The organism is Stenotrophomonas sp. 86156_Sma (assembly GCF_056481625.1).
Genome location: NZ_CM151157.1, coordinates 3,671,438 through 3,694,783, shown reverse-complemented (window position 1 = coordinate 3,694,783; position 23,346 = coordinate 3,671,438). Strand labels below are relative to the sequence as shown.

23 protein-coding genes are annotated in these 23,346 nt (G+C 67.5%); 18 read left to right on the top strand and 5 right to left on the bottom strand.

The features are described from left to right. Nucleotides 1–78: 78 nt before the first annotated feature. From rpoE to recO, 9 genes are all read left to right on the top strand, one after another. Nucleotides 79–699 (top strand): RNA polymerase sigma factor RpoE, encoded by a 621-nt coding sequence (rpoE, locus tag ACZK33_RS17180; RefSeq protein ID WP_010482816.1) that lies wholly within the window; start codon nucleotides 79–81, stop codon nucleotides 697–699. Further along, a complete protein-coding gene (locus ACZK33_RS17175) occupies nucleotides 696–1,580 on the top strand; it encodes a sigma-E factor negative regulatory protein (RefSeq protein ID WP_423175139.1) in 885 nt (294 codons plus the stop codon). Before rpoE ends, ACZK33_RS17175 begins: the two co-directional genes overlap by 4 nt. A gap of 74 nt (nucleotides 1,581–1,654) precedes the next feature. Further along, entirely contained in the window at nucleotides 1,655–3,190 is a 1,536-nt protein-coding gene (locus ACZK33_RS17170) for a DegQ family serine endoprotease (RefSeq protein WP_423175140.1), read from the top strand. Nucleotides 3,191–3,370: 180 nt separating this feature from the next. Continuing rightward, nucleotides 3,371–5,164 (top strand): translation elongation factor 4, encoded by a 1,794-nt coding sequence (gene lepA / locus ACZK33_RS17165; RefSeq protein ID WP_032129849.1) that lies wholly within the window; start codon nucleotides 3,371–3,373, stop codon nucleotides 5,162–5,164. A gap of 54 nt (nucleotides 5,165–5,218) precedes the next feature. Further along, nucleotides 5,219–6,013, top strand: a complete 795-nt coding sequence (lepB, locus tag ACZK33_RS17160; protein WP_032129848.1) for a signal peptidase I — start codon at nucleotides 5,219–5,221, stop codon at nucleotides 6,011–6,013. Nucleotides 6,014–6,065: 52 nt separating this feature from the next. Beyond that, nucleotides 6,066–6,449: a DUF4845 domain-containing protein gene (locus tag ACZK33_RS17155; protein WP_010482821.1), complete on the top strand. Its 384-nt coding sequence runs from the start codon at nucleotides 6,066–6,068 to the stop codon at nucleotides 6,447–6,449. After that, on the top strand, nucleotides 6,439–7,119 hold the full coding sequence (gene rnc, locus ACZK33_RS17150) for a ribonuclease III (RefSeq protein WP_032129847.1): 681 nt from the start codon (nucleotides 6,439–6,441) through the stop codon (nucleotides 7,117–7,119). Before ACZK33_RS17155 ends, rnc begins: the two co-directional genes overlap by 11 nt. Then, entirely contained in the window at nucleotides 7,116–8,012 is an 897-nt protein-coding gene (gene era / locus ACZK33_RS17145; RefSeq protein WP_010482823.1) for a GTPase Era, read from the top strand. The genes rnc and era overlap by 4 nt, the downstream gene beginning before the upstream one ends. Nucleotides 8,013–8,030: 18 nt before the next feature. Beyond that, on the top strand, nucleotides 8,031–8,750 hold the full coding sequence (gene recO, locus ACZK33_RS17140) for a DNA repair protein RecO (RefSeq protein WP_032129846.1): 720 nt from the start codon (nucleotides 8,031–8,033) through the stop codon (nucleotides 8,748–8,750). Nucleotides 8,751–9,456: 706 nt separating this feature from the next. Here recO and ACZK33_RS17135 read toward each other — a convergent pair. Beyond that, nucleotides 9,457–10,185: a response regulator gene (locus ACZK33_RS17135; protein ID WP_032129364.1), complete on the bottom strand. Its 729-nt coding sequence runs from the start codon at nucleotides 10,183–10,185 to the stop codon at nucleotides 9,457–9,459. Between the two features lie 127 nt (nucleotides 10,186–10,312). On the opposite strand from ACZK33_RS17135, the gene rlmD reads away from it, so the two are divergent. The 9 genes from rlmD (at nucleotide 10,313) to ACZK33_RS17090 (ending at nucleotide 17,645) form a co-directional block, all read left to right on the top strand. Further along, nucleotides 10,313–11,647 (top strand): 23S rRNA (uracil(1939)-C(5))-methyltransferase RlmD, encoded by a 1,335-nt coding sequence (gene rlmD / locus ACZK33_RS17130; RefSeq protein WP_125895832.1) that lies wholly within the window; start codon nucleotides 10,313–10,315, stop codon nucleotides 11,645–11,647. 33 nt (nucleotides 11,648–11,680) lie between these two features. Beyond that, the gene (locus ACZK33_RS17125; protein ID WP_049421258.1) at nucleotides 11,681–12,166 is read left to right on the top strand and encodes a CYTH domain-containing protein; all 486 of its coding nucleotides are present in this window, start codon (nucleotides 11,681–11,683) and stop codon (nucleotides 12,164–12,166) included. A 114-nt stretch (nucleotides 12,167–12,280) separates the two neighbouring features. Further along, the gene (locus ACZK33_RS17120; protein ID WP_049421259.1) at nucleotides 12,281–12,976 is read left to right on the top strand and encodes a DsbA family oxidoreductase; all 696 of its coding nucleotides are present in this window, start codon (nucleotides 12,281–12,283) and stop codon (nucleotides 12,974–12,976) included. Nucleotides 12,977–13,139: 163 nt separating this feature from the next. Beyond that, complete coding sequence (gene nagZ, locus ACZK33_RS17115) at nucleotides 13,140–14,147, top strand: beta-N-acetylhexosaminidase (protein ID WP_032129343.1); 1,008 nt, start codon at nucleotides 13,140–13,142, stop codon at nucleotides 14,145–14,147. Next, nucleotides 14,147–14,701: a hypoxanthine-guanine phosphoribosyltransferase gene (locus ACZK33_RS17110; RefSeq protein WP_005410592.1), complete on the top strand. Its 555-nt coding sequence runs from the start codon at nucleotides 14,147–14,149 to the stop codon at nucleotides 14,699–14,701. Before nagZ ends, ACZK33_RS17110 begins: the two co-directional genes overlap by 1 nt. Before the next feature lie 82 nt (nucleotides 14,702–14,783). Continuing rightward, complete coding sequence (locus tag ACZK33_RS17105; RefSeq protein ID WP_010482830.1) at nucleotides 14,784–15,530, top strand: S-methyl-5'-thioinosine phosphorylase; 747 nt, start codon at nucleotides 14,784–14,786, stop codon at nucleotides 15,528–15,530. 88 nt (nucleotides 15,531–15,618) lie between these two features. Continuing rightward, entirely contained in the window at nucleotides 15,619–15,825 is a 207-nt protein-coding gene (locus ACZK33_RS17100) for a cold-shock protein (protein WP_005410590.1), read from the top strand. A 102-nt stretch (nucleotides 15,826–15,927) separates the two neighbouring features. Further along, nucleotides 15,928–17,196: an FAD-dependent oxidoreductase gene (locus tag ACZK33_RS17095; protein ID WP_423175141.1), complete on the top strand. Its 1,269-nt coding sequence runs from the start codon at nucleotides 15,928–15,930 to the stop codon at nucleotides 17,194–17,196. A gap of 179 nt (nucleotides 17,197–17,375) precedes the next feature. Next, nucleotides 17,376–17,645: a hypothetical protein gene (locus ACZK33_RS17090; RefSeq protein ID WP_032129345.1), complete on the top strand. Its 270-nt coding sequence runs from the start codon at nucleotides 17,376–17,378 to the stop codon at nucleotides 17,643–17,645. 1 nt (nucleotide 17,646) lies between these two features. Here ACZK33_RS17090 and pdeM read toward each other — a convergent pair whose 3' ends face one another. The 4 genes from pdeM to ACZK33_RS17070 are packed head-to-tail and all read right to left on the bottom strand — an operon-like array spanning nucleotide 17,647 to nucleotide 23,336. Next, a complete protein-coding gene (gene pdeM / locus ACZK33_RS17085; protein ID WP_032129346.1) occupies nucleotides 17,647–18,288 on the bottom strand; it encodes a ligase-associated DNA damage response endonuclease PdeM in 642 nt (213 codons plus the stop codon). Continuing rightward, nucleotides 18,278–20,737, bottom strand: a complete 2,460-nt coding sequence (locus ACZK33_RS17080; RefSeq protein WP_478453631.1) for a ligase-associated DNA damage response DEXH box helicase — start codon at nucleotides 20,735–20,737, stop codon at nucleotides 18,278–18,280. Before ACZK33_RS17080 ends, pdeM begins: the two co-directional genes overlap by 11 nt. Continuing rightward, on the bottom strand, nucleotides 20,734–22,341 hold the full coding sequence (locus ACZK33_RS17075; RefSeq protein ID WP_423175143.1) for an ATP-dependent DNA ligase: 1,608 nt from the start codon (nucleotides 22,339–22,341) through the stop codon (nucleotides 20,734–20,736). The genes ACZK33_RS17080 and ACZK33_RS17075 overlap by 4 nt, the downstream gene beginning before the upstream one ends. Further along, a complete protein-coding gene (locus tag ACZK33_RS17070) occupies nucleotides 22,338–23,336 on the bottom strand; it encodes a ligase-associated DNA damage response exonuclease (RefSeq protein ID WP_423175144.1) in 999 nt (332 codons plus the stop codon). The genes ACZK33_RS17075 and ACZK33_RS17070 overlap by 4 nt, the downstream gene beginning before the upstream one ends. Nucleotides 23,337–23,346: the final 10 nt, after the last annotated feature.

Sequence of the window (23,346 nt, the reverse complement as noted above, 5' to 3'; positions counted from 1 at the left end):
GATCGGCGACTGAACTTTTCCCGGGATTGGCAGTCTCATTGCCCGACGTCGGTTGGGCTGACAGGAGTGCGGCCCCTCATGGCCGATGTTGATACACCTCAGGAGCTGGATCTGGAACTGGTCCGGCGCGTGCAGCACGGCGAGAGCGCCGCGTTCGATGTCCTGGTGCGCAAGTACCAGCATCGCGTGGTGGCCCTGGTCGGTCGCTACATCGCCGACTGGAGCGAATGTCAGGACGTCGCCCAGGACACTTTCATCCGTGCGTACCGCGCGATCGGAAGTTTCCGCGGCGATGCCCAGTTCTCAACCTGGTTGCATCGAATCGCCGTGAATACCGCCAAAAACTACCTGGCTTCACACAATCGCCGGCCGCCGACCGATGACATCGACATCGGTGACGCCGAACAGTTCGACAGCGGGACGCGCCTGCGCGACACCGATACGCCCGAACGCGAGTTGATGCGCCAGGAACTGGAACAGACGGTGATGAAGGCCGTCAATGCGCTGCCGGAAGAACTCCGGTTGGCGATCACCCTGCGCGAGGTGGAAGGCCTGAGTTACGAAGATATCGCGCAGAAAATGGGGTGCCCGATCGGCACCGTGCGTTCACGGATCTTCCGGGCGCGCGAGGCGATCGACACCGAACTCCGGCCGCTGTTGGACATCGGCAGCGCCACCCGTGAGAAGAGCCGCGTATGACCAGTAATCCGTTCAACGAATCGCAGAACCACCAATCGCCCGCCGGGCAGCGCCTGGACCAGCGCCATCGCGAACAGCTGTCGGCCCTGGTCGATGGCGAGCTGGGCGCCGACGAAGCGCGCTTCCTGCTGCGCCGGATGGAGCACGACCCCGAGCTGGCCGGCTGCCAGGAACGCTGGCAGCTGCTGGGTGACGTGATGCGCGGGCAGACCTCGGCGCTGGCGCCGGCCGGCTTCAGCGCGGCCGTGGCCGCCGCCATCGCTGCCGAACCGGCGCCGCAGGCCGAGCCGCGCCGCGAGGTGCGCCGCAGCGGTTGGCGGGCCTGGGGCGGTGGCGCCGCACTGGCCGCCTCGGTGGCGGCGGTGGCGCTGTTCATGGGTGGCGAGAAGCTGAAGGAAGCCACCCCGGGCGAGCCGTTGGCACCGCAGGTGATCGCCAGCCAGGCCGAACTTGCGCCCGCGCCGACGACGCCGGCTCCGGTAACCGAAGCCTCGGTGGATACCGCCGCAATGGCCGTGGCCGGTGTACCGGCAGTGGCCATGGCCGCGGCCAGCCGACGCCAGGACACCCGTCGCGCCAGCGCTACCCGCAGCCAGCAGGCCGCGCGTGCCGCCCAGCGCGAGGACATGCCGCAACGCGCTGTGGCCGCTGCACAGGCGCCGCTGACCCCGACCGTGCCGGCCGACAATGCCAGCCGCAACATGCCGTTCGGTGAGGTTGGTGGCCTGCAGGCGCGACCGTGGCCGCGCTCCAGCCTGGCGCCCGCTGCCGGTGGCGCGCTCAATGCGAGCTTCCCGGCCCACGCCGGGGGCGCCGCGTTCTACCCGTTCGAGCCGCGCCTGCAGGACGACCTGCCGGTGCCGCCGCGCCCGCGCGACTGAGCCGGGCGCTTTCACGCCCCGCCGTCGGCGGGGCCCGTATTCCTCTTTCCATCCGATCCGGAGGTTGCCGTCCGATGACTCCCCGACTCCGCACGCAGGCCATGGGCCTGCTGGCCCTGACTCTGCCGTTGGTGGCCTGCGCGCAGGCCCCGGCTCCGGCCGCCCAGACCCAGGCCGCGCCGGCCGCCGCGCCGCGGGCCCCGGCCCAGCCGCTGGTCACGGGCCTGCCTGACTTCACCAATCTGGTCGAACAGGTCGGGCCTGGCGTGGTCAACGTCGACACCACCATCGTCCGCAACAACCGCCAGGCCTCGCGGGGCCCGATGGGCGGCGACGATGACATGCCGGAGTTCTTCCGCCGCTTCTTCGGCCCGGATTTCCCGATGCCGGGGCAGGGCCCGGGCGGTCCGAACGGTGGCCCCAGCATCAAGGGCCGCGGCATGGGCTCGGGCTTCATCATCTCGCCCGATGGCTATGTGCTGACCAACTACCACGTGGTGGCCGATGCCAGCGAGGTGAAGGTCAAGCTGGGTGACCGCCGTGAGTTCACCGCGAAAGTGGTGGGCAGCGACCAGCAGTACGACGTGGCACTGCTGAAAATCGACGGCAAGAACCTGCCGACCGTGCGCGTTGGCGACTCCAACTCCCTCAAGCCGGGTCAGTGGGTGGTCGCGATCGGTTCGCCGTTCGGCCTCGACCACTCGGTCACTGCCGGCGTGGTCAGCGCCCTCGGCCGCAGCACAGGTGGTCCGGACCAGCGCTACGTGCCCTTCATCCAGACCGACGTGGCGATCAACCAGGGCAACTCCGGTGGCCCGCTGCTGAACACCCGTGGCGAAGTGGTCGGCATCAACTCGCAGATCTTCTCCGCCTCGGGCGGCTACATGGGCATCAGCTTCGCGATCCCCATCGACCTGGCGATGAGCGCGGTCGAGCAGATCAAGAAGACCGGCAAGGTCACCCGTGGCCAGCTCGGCGCGGTGGTGCAGGAAATCGACGGGCTGAAGGCGCAGGCGATGGGCCTGCCGGACAGCCGCGGCGCCCTGGTCAACCAGATCGTGCCGGACTCGGCTGCAGCCCGGGCCGGGGTGAAGATCGGCGATGTGATCCGTTCGGTGAACGGCGCGCCGGTCAACAGCTGGTCCGACCTGCCGCCGCTGATCGGCGCGATGGCACCGGGCAGCCGGGTCACCCTGGGCGTGATCCGTGATGGCAAGCCGCGCGACCTCAGTGCCACCCTGACCGCACTGACCGAAGACGGGCAGGCCGGTTCGCGTGGCCCTGCCACCGGCGACAGCGATGCGGCTCCGCAGGCCGGCGCCAATGCCCTGCTGGGGCTGGACGTCAGTGACCTGACCGCACCGCAGCGCAAGCAGCTGGGCCTGGAATCGGGCGAAGGCGTGCGCATCACCGGGGTCAAGGGCCAGGGCGCGCGTGATGCGGGCCTGTCTCCGGGCATGGTGATCCTGCAGGTGGCCAGCACCCAGGTCGGCAGCGTGGACGCGCTGAACCGTGCGCTTTCCAGCTACAAGAAGGGCGACGTGGTGATGCTGCTGGTGCGCACCGGCAGCGGCAACAGCGCGTTCGTCGCGGTCAAGGCCGGCCAGTAAGGCCTGCCGGGGCCGCTTCGGCGGTCCCGGCTTTTCCCCCGAAGCCCCGCCCTGGCGGGGCTTCGGCCATTCCGGGCCCGGTCCGATGAGGCCGTTTTCGCGGGCGGGCGCCGGGCATGCGATAATCGACCGTTACCCTGACGACGCCGCGCGCCGCCGCCACCTATGTCTTCTGATTCGATGCGGAACATCCGCAACTTCTCCATCATCGCCCATGTCGACCACGGCAAGTCCACGCTGGCCGACCGCATCATCCAGCTCTGTGGTGGCCTGCAGGCCCGCGAGATGGAAGCGCAGGTGCTCGACTCCAACCCGATCGAGCGCGAGCGTGGCATCACGATCAAGGCGCAGTCGGTGTCGCTGCCGTACCTGGCCAAGGACGGGCAGACCTACCATCTGAACTTCATCGACACCCCCGGCCACGTCGACTTCTCCTATGAAGTCAGCCGCTCGCTGGCCGCCTGCGAAGGCGCGCTGCTGGTGGTCGATGCGGCCCAGGGCGTGGAAGCGCAGTCGGTGGCCAACTGCTACACCGCCGTGGAGCAGGGCCTGGAAGTGGTGCCGGTGATCAACAAGATCGACCTGCCCACCGCCGACATCGAGCGTGCCAAGGCCGAGATCGAGGCCGTGATCGGCATTGACGCCTCCGACGCCGTGCCGGTCAGTGCCAAGACCGGCCTGAACGTGCAGGACGTGCTGGAAGCGATCGTGCATCGCATCCCGCCGCCGAAGCCGCGCGACACCGACAAGCTGCAGGCGCTGATCATCGACTCCTGGTTCGACAACTACCTGGGTGTGGTCTCGCTGGTGCGCGTGATGCAGGGCGAGATCAAGGCAGGTGACAAGCTGCAGGTGATGTCCACCGGCCGCAACCACCAGGTCGACAACGTCGGCGTGTTCACCCCGAAGCGCAAGGTGCTGCCGGCGCTGCGTGCAGGTGAAGTGGGTTGGGTCACCGCCAGCATCAAGGACGTGCACGGTGCGCCGGTCGGCGACACCCTGACCCTGGCCGGCGACCCGGCACCGAAGCCGCTGCCGGGCTTCCAGGAAATGCAGCCGCGCGTGTTCGCCGGCCTGTTCCCGGTCGATGCCGAGGACTACCCGGACCTGCGCGAAGCGCTGGACAAGCTGCGCCTGAACGATGCCGCGCTGCGTTTCGAGCCGGAAAGCTCCGAGGCGATGGGCTTCGGCTTCCGCTGCGGCTTCCTCGGCATGCTGCACATGGAAATCGTGCAGGAGCGCCTGGAGCGCGAATACAACCTGGACCTGATCAGCACCGCGCCGACGGTGGTGTATGAAGTCCTGAAGACCGATGGCTCGATCATCAACATGGACAACCCGGCCAAGCTGCCGCCGGTGAACCAGGTCGAGGAGATCCGCGAGCCGATCATCCGTGCCAACGTGCTCACCCCCGAGGAGTACATCGGCAACATCATCAAGCTGTGCGAAGAGAAGCGCGGCAGCCAGATCGGCATCAACTACCTGGGCAGCCAGGTGCAGATCAGCTACGAGCTGCCGATGGCCGAGGTGGTGCTGGACTTCTTCGACAAGCTGAAGTCGGTCAGCCGGGGCTATGCCTCGCTGGATTACCACTTCGTGCGCTTCGACGCAGGCCCGTTCGTGCGCGTGGACGTACTGATCAACGGTGACAAGGTCGATGCACTGTCGCTGATCGTGCACCGCAGCCATGCCGACCGTCGCGGCCGCGAACTGTGCGAAAAGATGAAGGACCTGATCCCGCGCCAGATGTTCGACGTGGCCATCCAGGCCGCCGTTGGCTCGCAGATCATCGCCCGTACCACGGTCAAGGCCATGCGCAAGAACGTGCTGGCCAAGTGCTATGGTGGCGACGTTTCGCGCAAGAAGAAGCTTCTGGAAAAGCAGAAGGAAGGCAAGAAGCGCATGAAGCAGGTCGGCCGCGTGGAGATCCCGCAGGAAGCGTTCCTGGCCGTGCTGCAGATGGACAACAAGTAAGCCCGCACCGGCCCTGCGGGGCCGGTCGTCTGGTGACGTTGCAAAGGACCCTGAATGAAACTGTTTGAGATCCTCCTGGTCGTGCTGACCCTGGCCTCGGGCCTGATCCTGCTCGCGGACAAGCTGTACCTCGCCAAGCGTCGCGCCCAGCGCGCGGGCCTGCTCGATTCCGAGCCGGTGCTGGTGGACTACTCGCGTGCGTTCTTCCCGGTGCTGGCGATCGTGCTGATCGTGCGCAGCTTCATTGCCGAGCCGTACAAGATCCCGTCCAGCTCGATGATGCCGAACCTGCTGATCGGCGATTTCATCCTGGTCAACAAGTTCTCCTACGGCCTGCGCCTGCCGATCAGCAACACCAAGTTCGTGCCGGTGGGTGAGCCCTCGCGTGGTGACGTGGTGGTGTTCCACTTCCCCGGTCATGGCGAGAACGATCCGGCCAAGGGCGAGAACTTCATCAAGCGCGTGATTGGCGTGCCGGGTGACACCGTGGTCTTCGAAGGCGATGGCGTGATCCTCAACGGCGAGCCGCTGAAGTACGACAACAAGGGCATCTACGCCGGCCACAAGGGCCAGGGCGAGGGCGCCAACCTGCTGGTCGAGCACCTGCCGGGCCGCACCCACACGGTGCTGGAGACCGACTATCCGCGTGGCCAGGGCCAGTGGACCGTGCCGGCCGGCAAGTACCTGGTGATGGGCGACAACCGCGACAACAGCGACGATGGCCGTTTCTGGGGCCTGCTGCCGGAAGAGAACCTGCGTGGCAAGGCGTTCCTGATCTGGCTGAACTGCCAGGGCTGGTTCTGCAAGGATGGCTTCGAGCCGTCGCGGATCGGCTCGAGCATCAACTGAGCGGGCACCAACTGAGTATTTTCACATCCAACGCGTATCTGGGGAGAACGCAATGAAGACGATGAACACGCAGCGTGGCATGACCCTGACCTCGTTCCTGACGGTTCTGATCGTGGTTGGCTTCTTCCTCTACATCGGCATGAAGCTGTTCCCGATGTACCAGGAGTACTACGCGGTGCGCTCGGCGATGAAGAGCCTGGCCAACGAGCCGGGCGTGGGCAGCATGGAGCCGGCGCGCATCCAGGATCTGTTCTTCAAGCGCCTGTACATCAACTATTCGGACAACGTGAAGCCGGCCAACGTGAAGTTCGACCGTCGCGACAATGGCTGGACCCTCAAGGTCAACTACGAAGTGCGCCGTCAGCTGATCGGCAACCTCGATGTGGTTGGCAAATTCGATTCTTCCCAGGACCTGACACGAAGCGGTGCCCAGTAAATTCATCCAACGTGGCGACCTGATCGGTCATGCCTTCAGCGACCCGGCCCTGCTCAAGCAGGCGCTGACGCATCGCAGTGCCGGTGCGCCGCACAACGAGCGCCTGGAGTTCCTCGGCGACAGCATCGTCAACATGATGGCGGCCGAGGCGCTGTACCGACGCTGGCCCAAGGCTGACGAAGGCGCGATGACCCGTGCCCGTGCCGAGCTGGTGCGTGAAGGCGCGCTGGCGGTGATCGGGCGCACCCTGGAACTGGGCGAGCGGCTGACCCTGGGCCCCGGCGAAATGAAGTCCGGTGGTCATCGCCGCGATTCGATCCTGGCCGACGCGGTGGAAGCCGTGGTGGCCGCGATCTACCTGGATGCCGGCTTCGAGGCCTGCCGGGCGGTGGTACTGCCCTGGTTCAGCGCTTCGATCGAGGCACTGCCGGCTTCCGGTCGGCCCGAGAAGGACCCCAAGACCCGCCTGCAGGAATGGCTGCAGGCCCGACAGAAGGCGTTGCCGCAGTATGAACTGGTGTCAGAATCCGGTGACGACCACGCCAAGCACTTCCGGGTACGCTGCAACGTAGCCGACCCGGCCGCCAGCACCGAGGGCGAAGGCGCCTCGCGGCGGCTTGCCGAACAACAGGCGGCTGCAGCCGTCCTAGAACAACTGGATTCCAAGTGAGCGAACAAACTTCCCATCATTGCGGCAGCGTGGCCGTCATCGGCCGCCCGAACGTGGGCAAATCGACCCTGACCAATGCCCTGGTCGGCGCCAAGGTCAGCATCGTTTCCAACCGCCCGCAGACCACGCGCCATCGCCTGCTGGGCATCGCCACCTATCCGGAAGGCCAGCTGGTGCTGGTCGACACCCCCGGCCTGCACAAGGTGCAGAAGCGGGCGATGAACCGGGTGATGAACCGCGCCGCGCGCGGCTCGCTGGAAGGCGTCGATGCCGGCCTGCTGGTGATCGAAGCCGGTCGCTGGGACGAGGAAGACAGCCTGGCGTTCAACGTGCTGCGTGACGCCGGTATCCCGGTGGTGCTGGTGGTCAACAAGATCGACCGGCTGAAGGACAAGGGCGCGCTGCTGCCGTTCCTGCAGGAAGTCACCGCCGGCCGCGATTTCTCGTCGGTGCATCCGATCTCGGCGCAGAAGCGCAACGGCCTGGAAGCACTGGTACGCGACGTACTGGCGTTGCTGCCGGAAGCGCCGCCGATGTTCGGCGAAGACGAGATCACCGACCGCAGCCAGCGCTTCCTGGCTGGCGAACTGGTGCGTGAACAGCTGATGCGCCAGTTGGGCGAAGAGCTGCCGTATGCCACCACCGTGGAAATCGAGCGCTTCACCGAAGATGGCAACCTGCTGCGCATCGGTGCGGTGATCTGGGTCGAGCGCGAGGGCCAGAAGGCGATCGTGATCGGCAAGGGTGGTACCCGCCTGAAGGAGATCGGGGCCAAGTCCCGCCTGCAGATGGAGCGCCTGTTCGGCGCCAAGGTGTTCCTGGAGACCTGGGTGCGCGTGCGTGAAGGCTGGTCCGACGACGAGGCCGCACTGAAGGCCTTCGGTTACGAGTAAGCCGTTGCAGTCGCTTCGATGATGATCGAGGACGACACCGGCTTCGTGCTGCATGCACGGGCCTATCGCGAGACCAGCCTGCTGGTCGAAGTGCTGAGCGCGCAGCATGGCCGGATCGGCCTGCTCGCGCGTGGCGTATCCACCGCCAAGGGACAGGTGCTGCGCGCGGCCCTGCAGCCGCTGCAGTGGATCCGCTTCAGTGCCCAGCAGCGGGGCGAATTGGCCCAGCTGCGGGGTGCCGAGGCACTGGATGCTGCCCCGCGCCTGGTCGGCCAGGCGATGCTGGCCGGCTTCTATCTGAGTGAATTGACCCTGCGCCTGGCCCCGCGCCAGGACCCGCTGCCGGAGTTGTACCTGGCCTACGGCGAGGCACGCGCGCGGCTGGCCGTGGGCGCCGGCCTGGCCTGGACCCTGCGCCGGTTTGAACGCGAGCTGCTGTCTGCGCTGGGCCTGGGTTTCGATCTGGACAGCGCCAGCGACGGCCAGCCGATCGACCCGGCCGCGCGCTACGAACTGGACCCACAGGAAGGCGCGCAGCGCCTGCTCAGCGAGCGCGGTGGGGAACGCCGGGCGGCCGCGACGGGTTCTGCGCTGCTGGCGCTGGCCGCCGATGAAGAGCCCGATGCCGCCGACCTGGCCAGCCTGCGCCTGCCGATGCGGCGGGTGCTGGCCCATCACCTGGGGCCGCGCGGCCTGAAGTCCTGGGAAATGCTCGAGCAGCTCGCGCCCAGGCGTTGAGGGGGGGCGGCAGGGCTTGCAGCCCTGCACCTGCCGAATCAACGTCAACTGCAAAAGCTGGCTATCCGTGGGATGGCGGGGTGGGTCCGGTTGAGGGGGCCGCTGCAAGTCCCCCTCCGGGGCCCGGCCCAGCCGCTGGCGGCTGTGCGTTCAGGCGCTTGCGAAGCAGTGCTTCGCAAGCAAAGCGCCCTCACCCATGTAAGCTCGGTCGCCGCTTGCTCGTGTGCGCAGTCCTGCGCACACGGCAAGACCAGGGTTGGGCGTCCTGCCCAGCCCGCCCGAGGCATGCCTCGGGCCCATGCGGCTCACGCCCCCGCAACCGGCCCCCCCCCCCCGCCTTCGACAGTTTCTCGCGAGCTGTCGGAACGGCACTCTGCTCTGGTGGGTGTCGACCTCGGTCGACACAGTAGAGCCACGCCATGCGTGGATGCGTTTCGATTTCAATTCGAAATATTTGATTCCGATTGAGATTCATCCACGCATGGCGTGGATCTACTGGCCACCGGCCAACTATCGAAGGCGGGGCACTGTGGGTTTGCGGGGTGTGAGCCGCATGGATGCGGCGACCAAGGCTACATGGACGTACTTGCGCCGTCCCCGCAAACCCACAGTGCCCCGCCATCCCACGGAATGCTGCTTTGGCCTTTGACGTTGCCCTGGCTTGAAGGCTTCGGCAGGTGCAGGGCGCAGCCCTGCCGAACAACCCTTAATGCAGCAGGGCAGCTACCGCGTCGCGGAATCCCGCCTGGGCCTGCCCGGACTCCGGCGCATGATGCAACTGGCGCACCGCCCGGCCCAACCGCGCCGCGCCCACGAAGCCACAGCTCGCCTGCAGCCGATGCAACTGGCTGCGCAGCTGGCGCTCGTCATGCTGGTCCACCGCCTGCTCGACCGCATCGCGTACGCCCGGCAGCTCGGCCAGGAACAGCTCGCGCAGCGCGATCAGGTGGTTGCGCTGGCCATTGAGCGCGGCCAGTGCCGCAGTCTCGTCCCAGTCCTGTACCTGCAGCTCGACCGCGGCCGGCGCCTGGGCCATGACGATCCCGGCCGGACTGTTGACCAGGGCGCGGCGCACCGCCTTCAGCAGCTGGTCGCGGCCCAGCGGCTTGACCAGCGTGTCGCTGAAACCGGCCTCGCGCAGGCGCGCATGGATCGAGGTATCACCGTCGGCGGTATGCGCCAACGCCGGGGTGTCGGGATGTGAACGGCGCAGTTCGCGCAGCAGCTGCGCGCCGTTGCCGTCAGGCAGGTTGACGTCGATCAGCCACAGGTCATGCGCGCCGGGCTCGGCGCTGGCCAGGGCACTGGCCAATGAGTCTGCGGTGTCCACGTCCGCCGGTAACGTTTCCAACGCCGCCTTGAAAAAACCGCGGCTGATGATGTCGTCCTCGACAAGCAGGAAGCGGGGCCGGCTGGCCCGCGGGGTCATCTGCATCAGGGCTGCCTCCATGTCAGCTGTTGCAATCATCAAGCACAGCGGCGGCGGGCGCAAGCGGGTCCGGACCCTGCCGGTCAGGATCTGCGACAATACGCCCCCATTTTTGCCCGCAGCCTGTTGCCACGTGGCCCGATCCCGCTCCCGCATCGACCGTACCCCGTTCCAGACCGAGATCCTCGACCTCAGCCATGATGGTCGCGGTGTCGCCCGCCGTGAAGGCGAGGGCGGCAAGGTCACCTTCGTCAGCGGCGCCCTGCCGGGCGAGGTGGTCATGGCCGAACAGACCGCCCGCAGCCGCCATTTCGACGAAGCGCGTACGGTGGAAGTGCTGCAGGCCTCGCCGCAGCGCGTCACCCCGAAGTGCCCGCACTTCGGCACCTGCGCCGGCTGCGTGCTGCAGCACCTGGACGAAGACCAGCAGATTGTCGCCAAGCAGCGCGTGCTGATGGACAACCTGGAGCGCATCGGCCACGTGAAGCCGGGCACCGTGCTGGCGCCGCTGGTCGGTGAGAGCTGGGGCTACCGGCGCAAGGGTCGCTTCTCGGTGCGCCGGGTCGAAAAGAAGGACAAGACCCTGGTCGGCTTCCGTGAACAGGATCCGCGATTCGTCGCCGACCTCAGCCAGTGCCTGACCGTGATCCCCGAGATCGGCACCAAGGTCGAGGCGCTGTCCACCTTCATCGAATCGCTCGATGGCAAGCGCGACATCCCGCAGATCGAATTCATCGCTGGCGACCAGGCCGTGGTCCTGACCGTGCGCCACCTGCAGCCGCTCAGCGATGCCGACCGCGTGGCCTGGGCCGCCTTCGGCCAGCAGCATGGCTTCGTGATCTACCTGCAGTCCGGTGGCGTGGATACCGTGCAGCCGCTGGACGGGCAGGGCGTGCCGCTGTCGTTCCGTCTGGCGCCGTGGGATGTCGAACTGGCGTTCCGCCCGCTGGACTTCATCCAGGTCAATGCCAAGCTCAACGAGAAGATGATCGCCCACGCCCTGGACCTGCTGGAGCCGGGTGAGGACGAGCGTGTGCTGGACCTGTTCTGCGGCCTGGGCAACTTCACCCTGCCGCTGGCGCGCCGCGTGCGCGAAGTGGTCGGTGTGGAAGGTGATGCTGGCCTCGTCGCGCGGGCCCGTGAGAATGCCGAGCGCAACGGCCTGACCAACGCCCAGTTCTTCAGCGCCGACCTCACCCAGGACCAGCGCAGCACGCCGTGGATGCGCCAGGGCTTCGACAAGCTGCTCTTGGATCCGCCGCGCTCGGGCGCGATCGAAGTGCTGCAGCAGCTGCCGCTGAAGCAGTTCAAGCGCATCGTCTACGTCAGCTGCCACCCGGGTTCGCTGGCACGCGATGCCGGCTATCTGGTCAACGAACAGGGCTTCACCCTGGTCAGTGCCGGTGCCATGGACATGTTCCCGCACACCGCACACGTGGAAAGCATCGCGGTATTCGAGAAGCGCTGATCGGCTGTCATGCCCATCGCGCATAATGGCGCGATGGGCATCGAAATCGAACGCAAATTCCTCGTCAGCAGTGATGGCTGGCGCGCCGCCGCGCACCGGGTGATCCCGATGGCGCAGGGCTACATCAACGACATGGGCGCGCTCGACCGCGGCACCCAGAACGCCTCGGTGCGCGTGCGCATCGAGGGCGACCACGCCGCGCTGAACCTGAAGTCGCGCACCATCGGCCACACCCGCCAGGAGTTCGACTATCCGATCCCGGTGGACGATGCTCGCGCACTGCTGGCGCTGTGCGTGGGCGGCCTGATCGACAAGCGCCGCCATCTGGTCGAACACGCCGGCCTGACCTGGGAGGTGGACGAGTTCCTCGGCGACAACGCCGGCCTGGTAGTGGCTGAGGTTGAGCTGGACAGCGCTGACCAGGCCATCGACCTGCCGGACTGGGTGGGTGCCGAAGTCACCGATGATGCCCGCTACTACAACGTTGCCCTGGCCAGCCACCCGTATTCAGAGTGGTGAAGCCGCCAAAAAGGGGACGGAGGGGATTAAGTCGTCTTTACCCCATCTGTGCGGAAAACGACTTAATCCCCTCCGTCCCCTTTTATCGAGGGTGTCGGCCCCCATGTGGAAAGGATGAGAATCGACATCTACTCCGACGTGGTCTGCCCCTGGTGCTGGATCGGCAAGCATCGTTTCCAGCAGGGCGTGCAGTTGCTGGGCGCCAACGCGCCTGAACTCGATATCCACTGGCAGCCGTTCCAGCTCGACCCGGATGCTGACGCCACCCCGGTGCCGCTGCGCGAGGCCTATGTGCGCAAGTTCGGCGGCGTTGAGCGTACCGAACAGATCCTCGGCCAGACCCAGACCACCGCGCGGGCCGAGGGCCTGCCGATGGACTTCAGCCAGGGCCAGGTGCGGGTGACCACGCTGCCGGCGCACCGGGTGTTGTGGCTGGCGGGCGAGCACGGCGTGCAGGATGCGGTGGGCGAAGCACTGTTCCGCGCCCACTTCGAGCACGGTCAGAACCTGGCGGCCCCCTCGGTGCTGATCAAGGCGGGCGCGGCAGGCGGCCTCGACGCGGGTGAAATCGCGCAGATGCTGGCCTCCGACCGCGGCCTGGCCGAGGTCGAAGCCAAGCTGGCGCAGGCTCATGCATTGGGCGTTTCTTCGGTGCCGACCTTCGTCATCGATGGGAAGTGGGCCATTTCCGGGGCGCAGCCCCCGGAGGCCTTCGCCAACGCCCTGCGCCAGATCGCCGCCGAGCAGGGCGCGCCTGCGGCCCCGGCTGACGGCGACGAGGCCTGCGGTCCGGACGGCTGCAAGGTCTGACCGGATCCGAAAAGGGGACGGAGGGAATTAAGACGTATCCAGCCCGTAGGGGCCGATTGCGGCGTAATCCCCTCCGTCCCCTTTTTCTGACCACTGCGCCTGTCGGCCGGTTCTGCGACAATGCGGCACTGCGCCATGCGGGCGCGCGTTGTGGAGATCGACCATGCTGCTGATCGGCGTTGCCGGCACCGAACTGACCGCCCAGGAACGTGACTGGCTGCAGCACGATGCCGTGGCCGGAGTGGTGCTGTTCAAGCGCAACTTCGCCTCGCGCCAGCAGGTGACCGATCTGAGCGCGGCGATCCGCGCTGCCGCGCCGCGCCCGCAGCTGATCTGCGTGGACCAGGAAGGCGGCCGCGTGCAGCGTTTCCGCGAGGGCTACAGCGAGTTGCCGCCGCTGCAGGACATCGGGGCGATGTACGCCACCGACCCGCAGCAGGCGCTGGCCCTGGCCGAGCAGCACGCCTGGCTGATGGCCAGCGAAGTGCGCGCCAGCGGCCTGGACCTGAGCTTCGCGCCGGTGGTCGACCTGGGCCGTGGCAACCGCGCCATCGGCAACCGCGCCTTCAGTGAAGATCCGCAGGTGGTGGCCGCGTTCACCGCCGCCTACGTGCGCGGCATGCATGCGGTCGGCATGGCCGCCACGCTCAAGCATTTCCCCGGTCACGGCACCGTGCTGGAAGATACCCACGTGGATACCGCGATCGACCCGCGCGCGCTGGACGAGCTGCGCGCCCAGGATCTGGTCCCGTTCCAGGCCGGCATCGCCGCCGGTGCCGACGCGGTGATGATGGCGCACGTGATCTATCCACAAGTGGCACCGGAACCGGCCGGCTATTCGCCGCGCTGGATCCAGGACATCCTGCGCGGCGAGCTCGGGTTCCGCGGCGTGGTGTTCTCCGATGACATCGGCATGGCCGCCTCGCACAGTGCGGGCGGCGTGCCGGCGCGCGTGCACGCGCATCTGGATGCCGGCTGCGACGTGGTGCTGGTCTGCCACCCGGAACTGGTCGATGAAGCCCTGCACGCCGTGCAGGGACGCTCCCTCAATACTGCTGCGCTGCTGGGCCTGCTGGGCCGCGGCGCGCTCGGCTGGGACGGCCTGCTGGCCGATGCCCGCCATGGCGACACCCAATCCCGTCTGCTTGAAACCCTTGGAAGAACCGTCTGATGCCCAACCTCACCATTTCCCAGGCCCTGGCCCAGGCTGACCTGCTGGTCGACCGCCCCACCATCGACAAGGCCATCGCTGGTATCGCCGACGCCATCGCGCGCGATTACAAGGGCGAGGTGCCGCTGTTCCTGTCCATCATGCACGGTGCGCTGCCGTTCGCCGGCCAGCTGGCGCTGGAACTGGGCGCGCGCGGCCAGGACGTGCAGTTCGATTACCTGCACGCCACCCGTTACCGCGGTGAAACCACCGGCGGCGACCTGGTCTGGAAGCACAAGCCGGCCACCTCGCTGTTCGGCCGCCGCGTGCTGCTGGTCGACGACATCCTCGACGAGGGTTACACCCTGCAGGGCGTGCGCACCTGGTGCCTGGAACAGGGCGCGACTGACGTGCGCATCGCCGCGATGACCGTGAAGAAGCACGACCGCGCACTGCCGGACGTGACCGCCGATTACGCGGGTATCGAGCTGCCGGACCGCTACGTGTTCGGCTTCGGCATGGACGTCAACGAAACCCTGCGCTGCGTGCCGGCCATCTACGCGATGAAGGAATAACGGCGTAGCTGCCCACAGCGCGTCTTCTTCCATCGCCGGCATCCTCGGGTGCCGGCGTTCGTCTTTTCATGGAGTGCTTCGAATGCAACAGATCGCCCTGGCCGTGATTGGCGGTACCGGTGTCTACAACCTGGCCAAGCTTGACGACGTGCAGACCCACGAGGTCGACACCCGTTTCGGCCGCCCGTCCGGCCCGGTGCGCGTGGGCACGCTGCTCGGCCATCGTGTGGCGTTCCTGGCGCGGCATGGCGAGGGGCATTCGCTGCCGCCGCACAAGATCAACTACCGCGCCAACCTGGCCGCGCTGCAGCAGCTGGGCGCGCAGCGCGTGCTGGCGTTGAACACGGTCGGTGGCATCACCGAACACTTTGGTCCGCGCGTGCTGGCCTGCCCGGACCAGATCATCGACTACACCTGGGGCCGCATCAGCACGATCTGTGAGGAAGAAGGTACCGACGTGGTCCACGTTGATTTCGGCCACCCGTACACACCAATGCTGCGCAGCAAGATCCTGGCGGCGGCCAAAGTGACCGGCGTCACGGTCCATGACGGTGGCTGCTACGGCGCAACGCAGGGGCCGCGCCTGGAAACCATCGCTGAAATCGCCCGTATGCGCCGCGACGGCTGCGATCTGGTGGGCATGACCGGCATGCCGGAAGCCGCCCTGGCACGCGAGCTGGGGCTGGATTACGCCTGCCTGGCGATCATCGCCAACTGGGCTGCCGGCTGTGGTGATGGCGAGGAGATCACGATGGCCGAAGTGCTGGCCAACGTGCAGGCGGCCGGCAACGGACTTCCGGAACTGGTGGGCGAATTGGCACGGGGGTGATTGTCTTCCCCGAGCAAGCTTTGCATACTCAGCTTGTGCGCGGGTTCAGCGTACACCACCCATTCATTGCATAAGGTCTCGCATCACCATGCCGAACGGTACCGTCAAGTGGTTCAACGACGCCAAGGGATTTGGCTTCATCTCGCCGGAGGATGGCAGCGCCGACGTGTTCGCGCACTTCTCCGCCATCAACTCCAAGGGCTTCCGCAGCCTGCAGGAAGGCCAGCGTGTCACCTATGACGTGACCCAGGGCCCGAAGGGTGCCCAGGCTTCGAACATCACGCCGGCCGAGTGATCCACTCGACAGTGCGTTGAAAACCCCGCTTCGGCGGGGTTTTTTTTGCGCGGATTGCCCGCGACCCGCTCGCGATCCACCCGCCTCGGGCACAATGCGGCCATGACGGAACGACTGCGCATCGCCGTGATCGGCTACGGCACCGCTGGACAGGCAGTGTCCATCCTGCTCACCCGTGACGGCCACGAGGTGGAGATCTTCGAACGCGTGCCCACGCCGGGGCCGGTGGGTGCCGGTTTCCTGCTGCAGCCCAGCGGCCTGCAGGTACTGTGGCAGATGGGCCTGCTTGATTCCGTGCGCGCACATGCCGCGCCGGTGCACCGCCTGTATGGCGACACGCCGTGCGAGCGCGCGGTGATGGACATGCGCTACGAGGGACTGGATGCGCGCCTGCACGGCCTGGGCATGCAGCGCGGGGCCTTGTTCTCGCTGTTGGACGAGGCGCGCGCAGGCGAGGGCCAGCTGCATGCCGGTACCACCATTACCGAGGTGGATGCCGAACACGGCCGTCTGCGCGACAGCGACGGGCGCACGCATGGCCCGTTCGACCTGGTGGTGGTCGCCGATGGCGCCGCGTCGACGCTGCGCGGCACGATCGCCGGCGGTGCCGGGCTGGACCGCGTGTATCCGTGGGGGGCGCTGTGGTGCCTGCTGCCGGCCGAGGACTGGCCGCACGTGCAGGAGCTGCGGCAGCGTTACGTGGCCGCGCGCAAGATGATCGGACTGCTGCCGGTCGGCACGCGCCCCGGTGATGACACGCCGCGCCTGAGTTTCTTCTGGAGCCTGCCACGCGCCGACTTCGAACGCTGGCAGGCCGATGGCATGACGCCCTGGCTGGATGAACTGCATGCACTGTGGCCGCAGGCCAGTGCGCGCTTCGCCCATCTGCGTGATGCCGGCCAGTTGGCGCGCGCGGTCTACCGTGATGCGGTGATGACGCGCTGGCACCACGGCCGCATGGTGGTGGCCGGTGATGCCGCGCATGCGATGAGCCCGCAGCTGGGGCAGGGCGTGAACATGGCGCTGTTGGACGCGCTGGCGCTGCGCGATGCGGTGCGCACCTATGGCGGCAGCACGGTCGCGCTGCAGGCCTACCAGGCGCAACGCAGGGCACACGTTGCGGTGTACCAGCGCTGGAGTCGTTGGCTGACGCCGCTGTTCCAGTCCGACCGCGACGCCTGGGCGAAGGCGCGTGACGTGCTGCTGGGCCCGATGGGGCGCCTGCCCGGTGGCCGTGGCCACATGCTGCGCGTGCTCAGTGGCACCCAGCACGGCTGGTTCGGTGCACTTGCACTGGATCCGGCGTTCGTCGACGCACTGGCCATCGCAGCGGAGATGCCTCGTATCAACGCGATCACGGCCAATGCGTGAAGCGCGTCGTCACCTGAATTAACGGTTGCCTCACCGCCGATATGCGAGAAGTAGGTTGCACGCGATTGCGCGTCGCCCGTTTTCCTTTCCGTGATCAACATCGCGCGTGGCCCGGGCGGCGCTGCCGTTGCGGCCTGTTGCGGCCCGGATGTGCCGCTGATGTTGAAGAGGAGGACGCCATGTTGTTCGCGGTCGAGGAGCTGGAATCGGAAATCTGCAAGCTGCGCGGATTGCTGCAGATGCTGCACGAGGACCAGCCCGACGTACTGGAGGACGTGTTCGAGTTCCATGTCGGCAGCCTGATCAGTCATGCATCAGCGGAGCACCACGCGCGCATCCGCACCTGCGCGCAGGAAATGCTGGCGGCGATCCAGGCGTTGCCGCGACGACGTGAGGGTGACACGCCTGATTTCCAGTTGATGCCGCAGCTGGGCATTCGTCCGGCCTGATTCAAGCCACCGGCAGTTGCACCAGGCCGTTTTCCACGCAGGCGACCCTTTGCTCGCCGCGGGCGGGCACGGGCACGATGCCGGCAGTGAACGCGGAGAAGGCCGGCAGCACCGTCATCCGCTCACGCAGCCAGAACGCGGGGAAGCGCCGTCGCAATGGCGGCAAGGCGACCTGCGGATGCAGATGCCCGGCGATCACATGCAGCTCTGCATCGGGCATCGGCTCATGGCGAAGCAGGAACGGCTGCAGCCGTACTTCATCGTGGATCTGTACCTGCAACTGAGCATGCGGCAGCTGGCGGTCGTGATTGCCACGCAGGACATGCACGTCCAGCGAAGCATTGCGTTCGCGCCATGCAAGCCATTGCTGGTACCACGCAGCGCGATGCGCCGGTCCATGCAGGATGTCACCCAGAATCCACAGCTCGCGACAGGCATGCCTGTCCAGCAGCCCCTGCAGGCGTTGCAGGTCTTCGCCGGTGCCGCCGCTGGGCAATGCGATGCCGGCGCGGCGGAATACATCGGCCTTGCCCAGGTGCAGGTCGGCGATCAACAGCGCCTGCCGCGCGGGCCAGTACAGCGCACGCGCGCCAAGCAGAATCAGCGATTCGCCGGCGCGCAGCAGCGGCAGTTCATCGGCCATGGCGGCGCTCCAGCTGCTGGGCCGCGCGTTGCACGCGGGTGCGCCAGTCCTCGTTGCTGAACTGCCCGCGCAGGCGTTCGGCCCATAACGGGAAGCCCAGTGGCGTGAGTGATGTCGGGTGCTGCACGGAGAGGACCTGCATGCCGATCCTTGCCAGGACCTGCTGTAGTCCAGGCAGATCCAGGCTGTCGTGCAGCACTTCGCGTTCGGCCAATGCCAATAGCAGGTGGCCGGGGTCATGCTCGCGCAGTACGTCGTAGAGCAGGCCTGCCGAGGCCTGCAGCTGGCGCAGCGACCGCGGCATACCGCCGGGCAGGCTGGGGACCAGCAGGCCCGCTACGCGTGCGATGCCACGGAACTGGCGACGCGCCAGCTCGCCCAGGTTCACCGCGGCACGCAGATCGTCCAGCAGCTGATCGGCGGTGAACAATGCTCGCCATTGCGCCGCATCCAGTTCGATCGCCTGCGCCGGTGCCAGCACCAGGCCATGATCGTTCACCGCGTAGCCGATGCTGTTGCGCTGCCGGCGGGTACAGCGCAGTGCCAGCAAGGCGGCCAGCGCCTCGTGCACGTGACGGCCGGCCAAAGGGTAGACGAACAGGAACTGGCCGTCGCGGCGCCGCACCTCTTCCACCAGCAGATGCTCTGGGCCGGGAAGCGCCGACAACTGCTGCTGCAGTGCCAGCAAGGAGGACAACCAGCGTGATTCGGCACTGTCGTCGGCGCCGGACAGTACCCACTCCAGCTCGCGGCCGAGCGGCATCGACAGTGGCAACTGGCCTCCCTGCCAGCGCGGCACCACACCATCACCGCGCCCTCGTGCCAGCCGCACGAAGGCGGTCATGTCGCGCAGCTGCACCAGTTCCAGCAGGCGCCCGGCGAACTGGAAACGGTCGCCGCGACGCAGGCGGCTGGCGAACTGTTCCTCCACCGCGCCCAGGCCACCACCGCGCAGGAACTGCACGCGCACGCTGCCATCGCTGCTGATGGTGCCGATCGACAGCCGATGTCGCAGCGCCTGGCGAAGGTCGTGCATGCGGTACCGGCCATCGGCATCACGCACGACCTTGTGAAAATCGGGGTACTGGGCCAGGGCCTGGCCACCCTGCACGATGAACGTCAGCACGGCCTGCCACTGGTCTTCGCCGAGCGACGCAAAGGCATGGGTACGCCGTACCTGCGCCAGCAGCGCATCGCTGTCGAAGCCACCGGCCAGGGCGCGGCTGACCGCATGCTGGGCCAGCACATCCAGCGACAGCGTCGGCGGCCGGCGTGCTTCGACCACGCCTTCGGCCAATGCACGGCGCACTGCGGCGTACTCGGCCAGTTCCAGCGCATGGCTGGGCACGCACAGGATGGAACCGCTGGCACCCGGGCGGTGACGCGCACGTCCCGCGCGTTGGCGCAGGCGGGCCACGCCCTTCGGGCTGCCCAGCTGCAGTACCTGCTCAACCTCGGGGAAGTCCACGCCGAGGTCGAGGCTGGAGGTGGCAACCACGCAGCGCAGCGCGCCCGCGCGCAGGCCATCCTCGACCTGCTGGCGCAGCGCTGGATCCAGCGAGCCGTGGTGCAGCGCAAGCGTGTCCGGGGCTTCCGGCCAGACCGCGGCCAGCGCCTGATGCCACAGTTCTGCCTGCGCACGGGTGTTGGTGAACAACAGGCTGCTGCGTGCCCGCATCAACGCGTCCAGCACCCGCGGCAGCTGCGCCAGGCCCAGATGCCCGGCCCACGGAAAACGTTCGCCGGGTTCCGGCAGCAGGCTGCGCACGCTGATCGCGCGCGGGCGCACGCCCTGCACGATCGGCGCGTCGGGCTGTCCGGGCAGCAACACGTCGCGCGCCTCATCCAGGTTGCCCAGCGTGGCCGAAAGCCCCCACAGCTGCACTGCAGGCGCAGCATCGCGCAACACCGCCAGGTTCAACTGCAGCAGCACACCGCGCTTGTTGCCCAGCAGCTCATGCCATTCGTCCACCACCACGCAGCGCAGCTGGCGCATGCGCGGCAACGTATCCGGATAGCTCAGCAGCAGCGCCAGTGATTCGGGCGTGGTGACCAGTACGTCGATGCGGCCTTCGCGGGCCTGGCGCCGCTCGCGGTTGCTGGCGTCACCGCTGCGCAGGCCGACACGCCATCCCAGTCCCAAGCCGTCGACGACGGCCTGGAGTGCGCGTGCGGTATCACTGGCCAACGCGCGCAAGGGCGTTACCCACAGCACCTGCAATGGGCGCACCGCACTGGCGCGGCGGGGCGAGGGCGGTGGATCGATCAGCGCCTGCAGCAACGGCCCGCCGAACATCGCCAGCGTCTTGCCGCTGCCCGTGGGCGTATGCAGCAACCCGGATTCGCCGGCCACGTAGTGGCGCCACATCGCGCGCTGGAAGGGCAGTGAGCGCCAGCCGCGTGCCGCGAACCAGTCTTCCAGCCGGCGCAGTGCCTGGCTGCGGGTCATCGCGCCAGCGCCTGCAGGCTGGCCAGCTGATCGGCTTCGCTGGCAGGCTTGTCGTGGCGCCAGCGCAGGATGCGCGGAAAGCGCACGGCGATCCCCGACTTGTGCCGGCTGCTGCGGTTGACCGCTTCGAAACCCAGCTCGAACACCTGTTCGGCGCGTACGCTGCGCACCGGCCCGAAACGCTCGCGGGTGTTGGCGCGGATCCAGCGGTCAAGCGCGAGGATCTCCTTGTCGTCCAAGCCCGAATACGCCTTGGCCACCGGCACCAGCGTGTCGCCGTCCCAGACGCCGAAGGTATAGTCGGTGTACAGCGTGCTGCGCCGCCCATGGCCAGCCTGTGCGTACAGGAGCACCGCATCGATGGTGAGCGGATCGACCTTCCATTTCCACCAGTCACCGCGGCGTCGCCCAGCCAGGTAGGGCGAGCCGCGTCGTTTCAGCATCAGCCCTTCCACGCCACGTTCGCGTGCCACATCGCGCATCGCCGCCGCCTGCGCCCAGTCGACGGCGGCAACGTCGGGCGACAGCTGGATCCGCACATCGTCCAGTGCACCGATGACCGCGGCAAGCCGCGTACGCCGTTCCTGCAACGGCAGCTCACGCAGATCCGCGCCATCGTGCTCCAGCAGGTCATAGGCGAGCACGCGTACCGGCGTGTTGCGCAGAGTCGCTGCTCCTGGCTTGCGACGCTGGATGCGGGTCTGCAGGGCGGTGAATGCGCGCGGCAGGTTGGCGGTCTCGTCCCAGGCCAGCAGCTCTCCGTCCAGCACGCAGCCCTCCGGCAACGCCATCGCGGCGTGCTCGATCTCGGGGAAGCGGCCATCCAGTCGTTCCTCGCCACGGGACCACAGCGCGACTTCGCCACGCCGGCGCAGCAGCTGCAGGCGTATGCCATCCCATTTCCATTCCAGCAGCCAGTCGTCGATCGCGCCGAGGCGTTCGGCAGGATCGCCTTCCAGAGGGGAGGCGAGGAAGAAGGGGTAGGGCTGCTGGCGGTCGGACGGCAGCTCGTCCGGTGACAGCAGTTGAGCCAGCAGCCCGGGCGAGGGGACCCACTCGCCGAGCATGCGCTGGGCGATGCGTGCGATGTCCAGGCCGGACCATTCCGCCAGTGCCTGCTGTACCAGTCGCTGCGAAACGCCAACGCGCAGGGCGCCGGTCAGCAGCTTGTTGAACACCAGGCGTTCGCTGCTGCACAGCTGCCGCCACCCGGCGACGACCGCAGCGCGGCGTACTGCCTCGGGTTGGTTGGCCACGGCCAGCAGATGCTGTTCGATCCAATCAGCCAACGGGCGGTCGGCGGCTGGCTGCGATGGATCATCCAGCAGCAGGGTCAGCGTTTCGGCCAGGTCACCCACCTGCGCGTAGCTGTCTTCCACCAACCAGGGAGGCAAGCCGGATTCTTCGGCAATCCAGCCGCGCAGTTCGCCGCTGGCGGCGATCTTCCGGCGTGCGCCGCCCACCTTGCCACCGCTGAGCAGGTACAGCGCCCACGCCGCATCATGCGCGCCTGCCTGGCGGAAGTAATCGACCAGCGCTGCGCGCTTGTCCAGGGTGGCGGTGCTGCGGTCCAGGCGCTGGTAGAGCGCAGCGAAAGCCTTCATTCCTCGCTCCCGAAATCGGTGCGGAAGGCTTCGGCCGCCACGCCGCGCTCGCGCAGGAACGGAATCAACGCATCGGTATTGCCATGGGTAGCGATCACCCGCTGCGCGCCTGTCTGTTCGATGGTCTGCAGCAGTGCTGGCCAATCGGCGTGATCGGAAATGACGAAACCGCGATCGACATTGCGGCGCCGCCGATTGCCGCGCAGCTGCATCCAGCCGGAGGCGAAGCCCAGCTGGTGGCGGCCGAAGCGGCGCATCCAGGGCGTACCCGCAGCCGACGGCGGCGCGAGGATCAGCTGGCCGGCGGCATCAGGCTGGCGGCCCTGCTCGGCCACGGTGAGCGTCTCCAGCATCGGCACCCCGGCCTGCCGGTACACCGCCACGCCATTGGCGATGGCGCCGTGCAGCCAGGCTGGTCGATCGTCCAGCGGCAGCAGCTCGGCCAGCACCCGCTGTGCCTTGCCCAATGCGTAGCACAGCAGGATCGCGGCTTCGCCACGTTGTTCGCATTCGCGGCGCCACGCCACGATCTCTGCAGCCACCGCCGGCGTGTCTGGCCAGCGATAGATCGGCAGTGCGAACGTAGCTTCAGTGATGAAGGTATCGCAGGGCACCACTTCGAACGGTGTGCAGGTCGGATCAGGCTGTCGCTTGTAGTCGCCGGAGGCTACCCATACCTGCTGCCCGTCGTCGATGCGTACCTGTGACGAACCGAGTACGTGGCCGGCCGGATGCAGCGATACCTGCACCTGCCCCAGGCGGAACGGCACCCCCTCGGCATGCGCCTGCACCGGCACGTCACCCAGGCGCCAGCGCAGGATCGGCAGGCTGCCTTCGCTGCAGTGGTACTCCCCCATGCCCAGGCGGGCATGGTCGCCGTGGCCATGGGTGATGACCGCGCGCGCTACCGGTCGCCACGGGTCGATATGGAAATCGCCGGCGGCGCAGTACAGCCCCTCCGGGCGCAGCACCACCAGATCGTCGTTGCCTGCCATGCGGTCACTG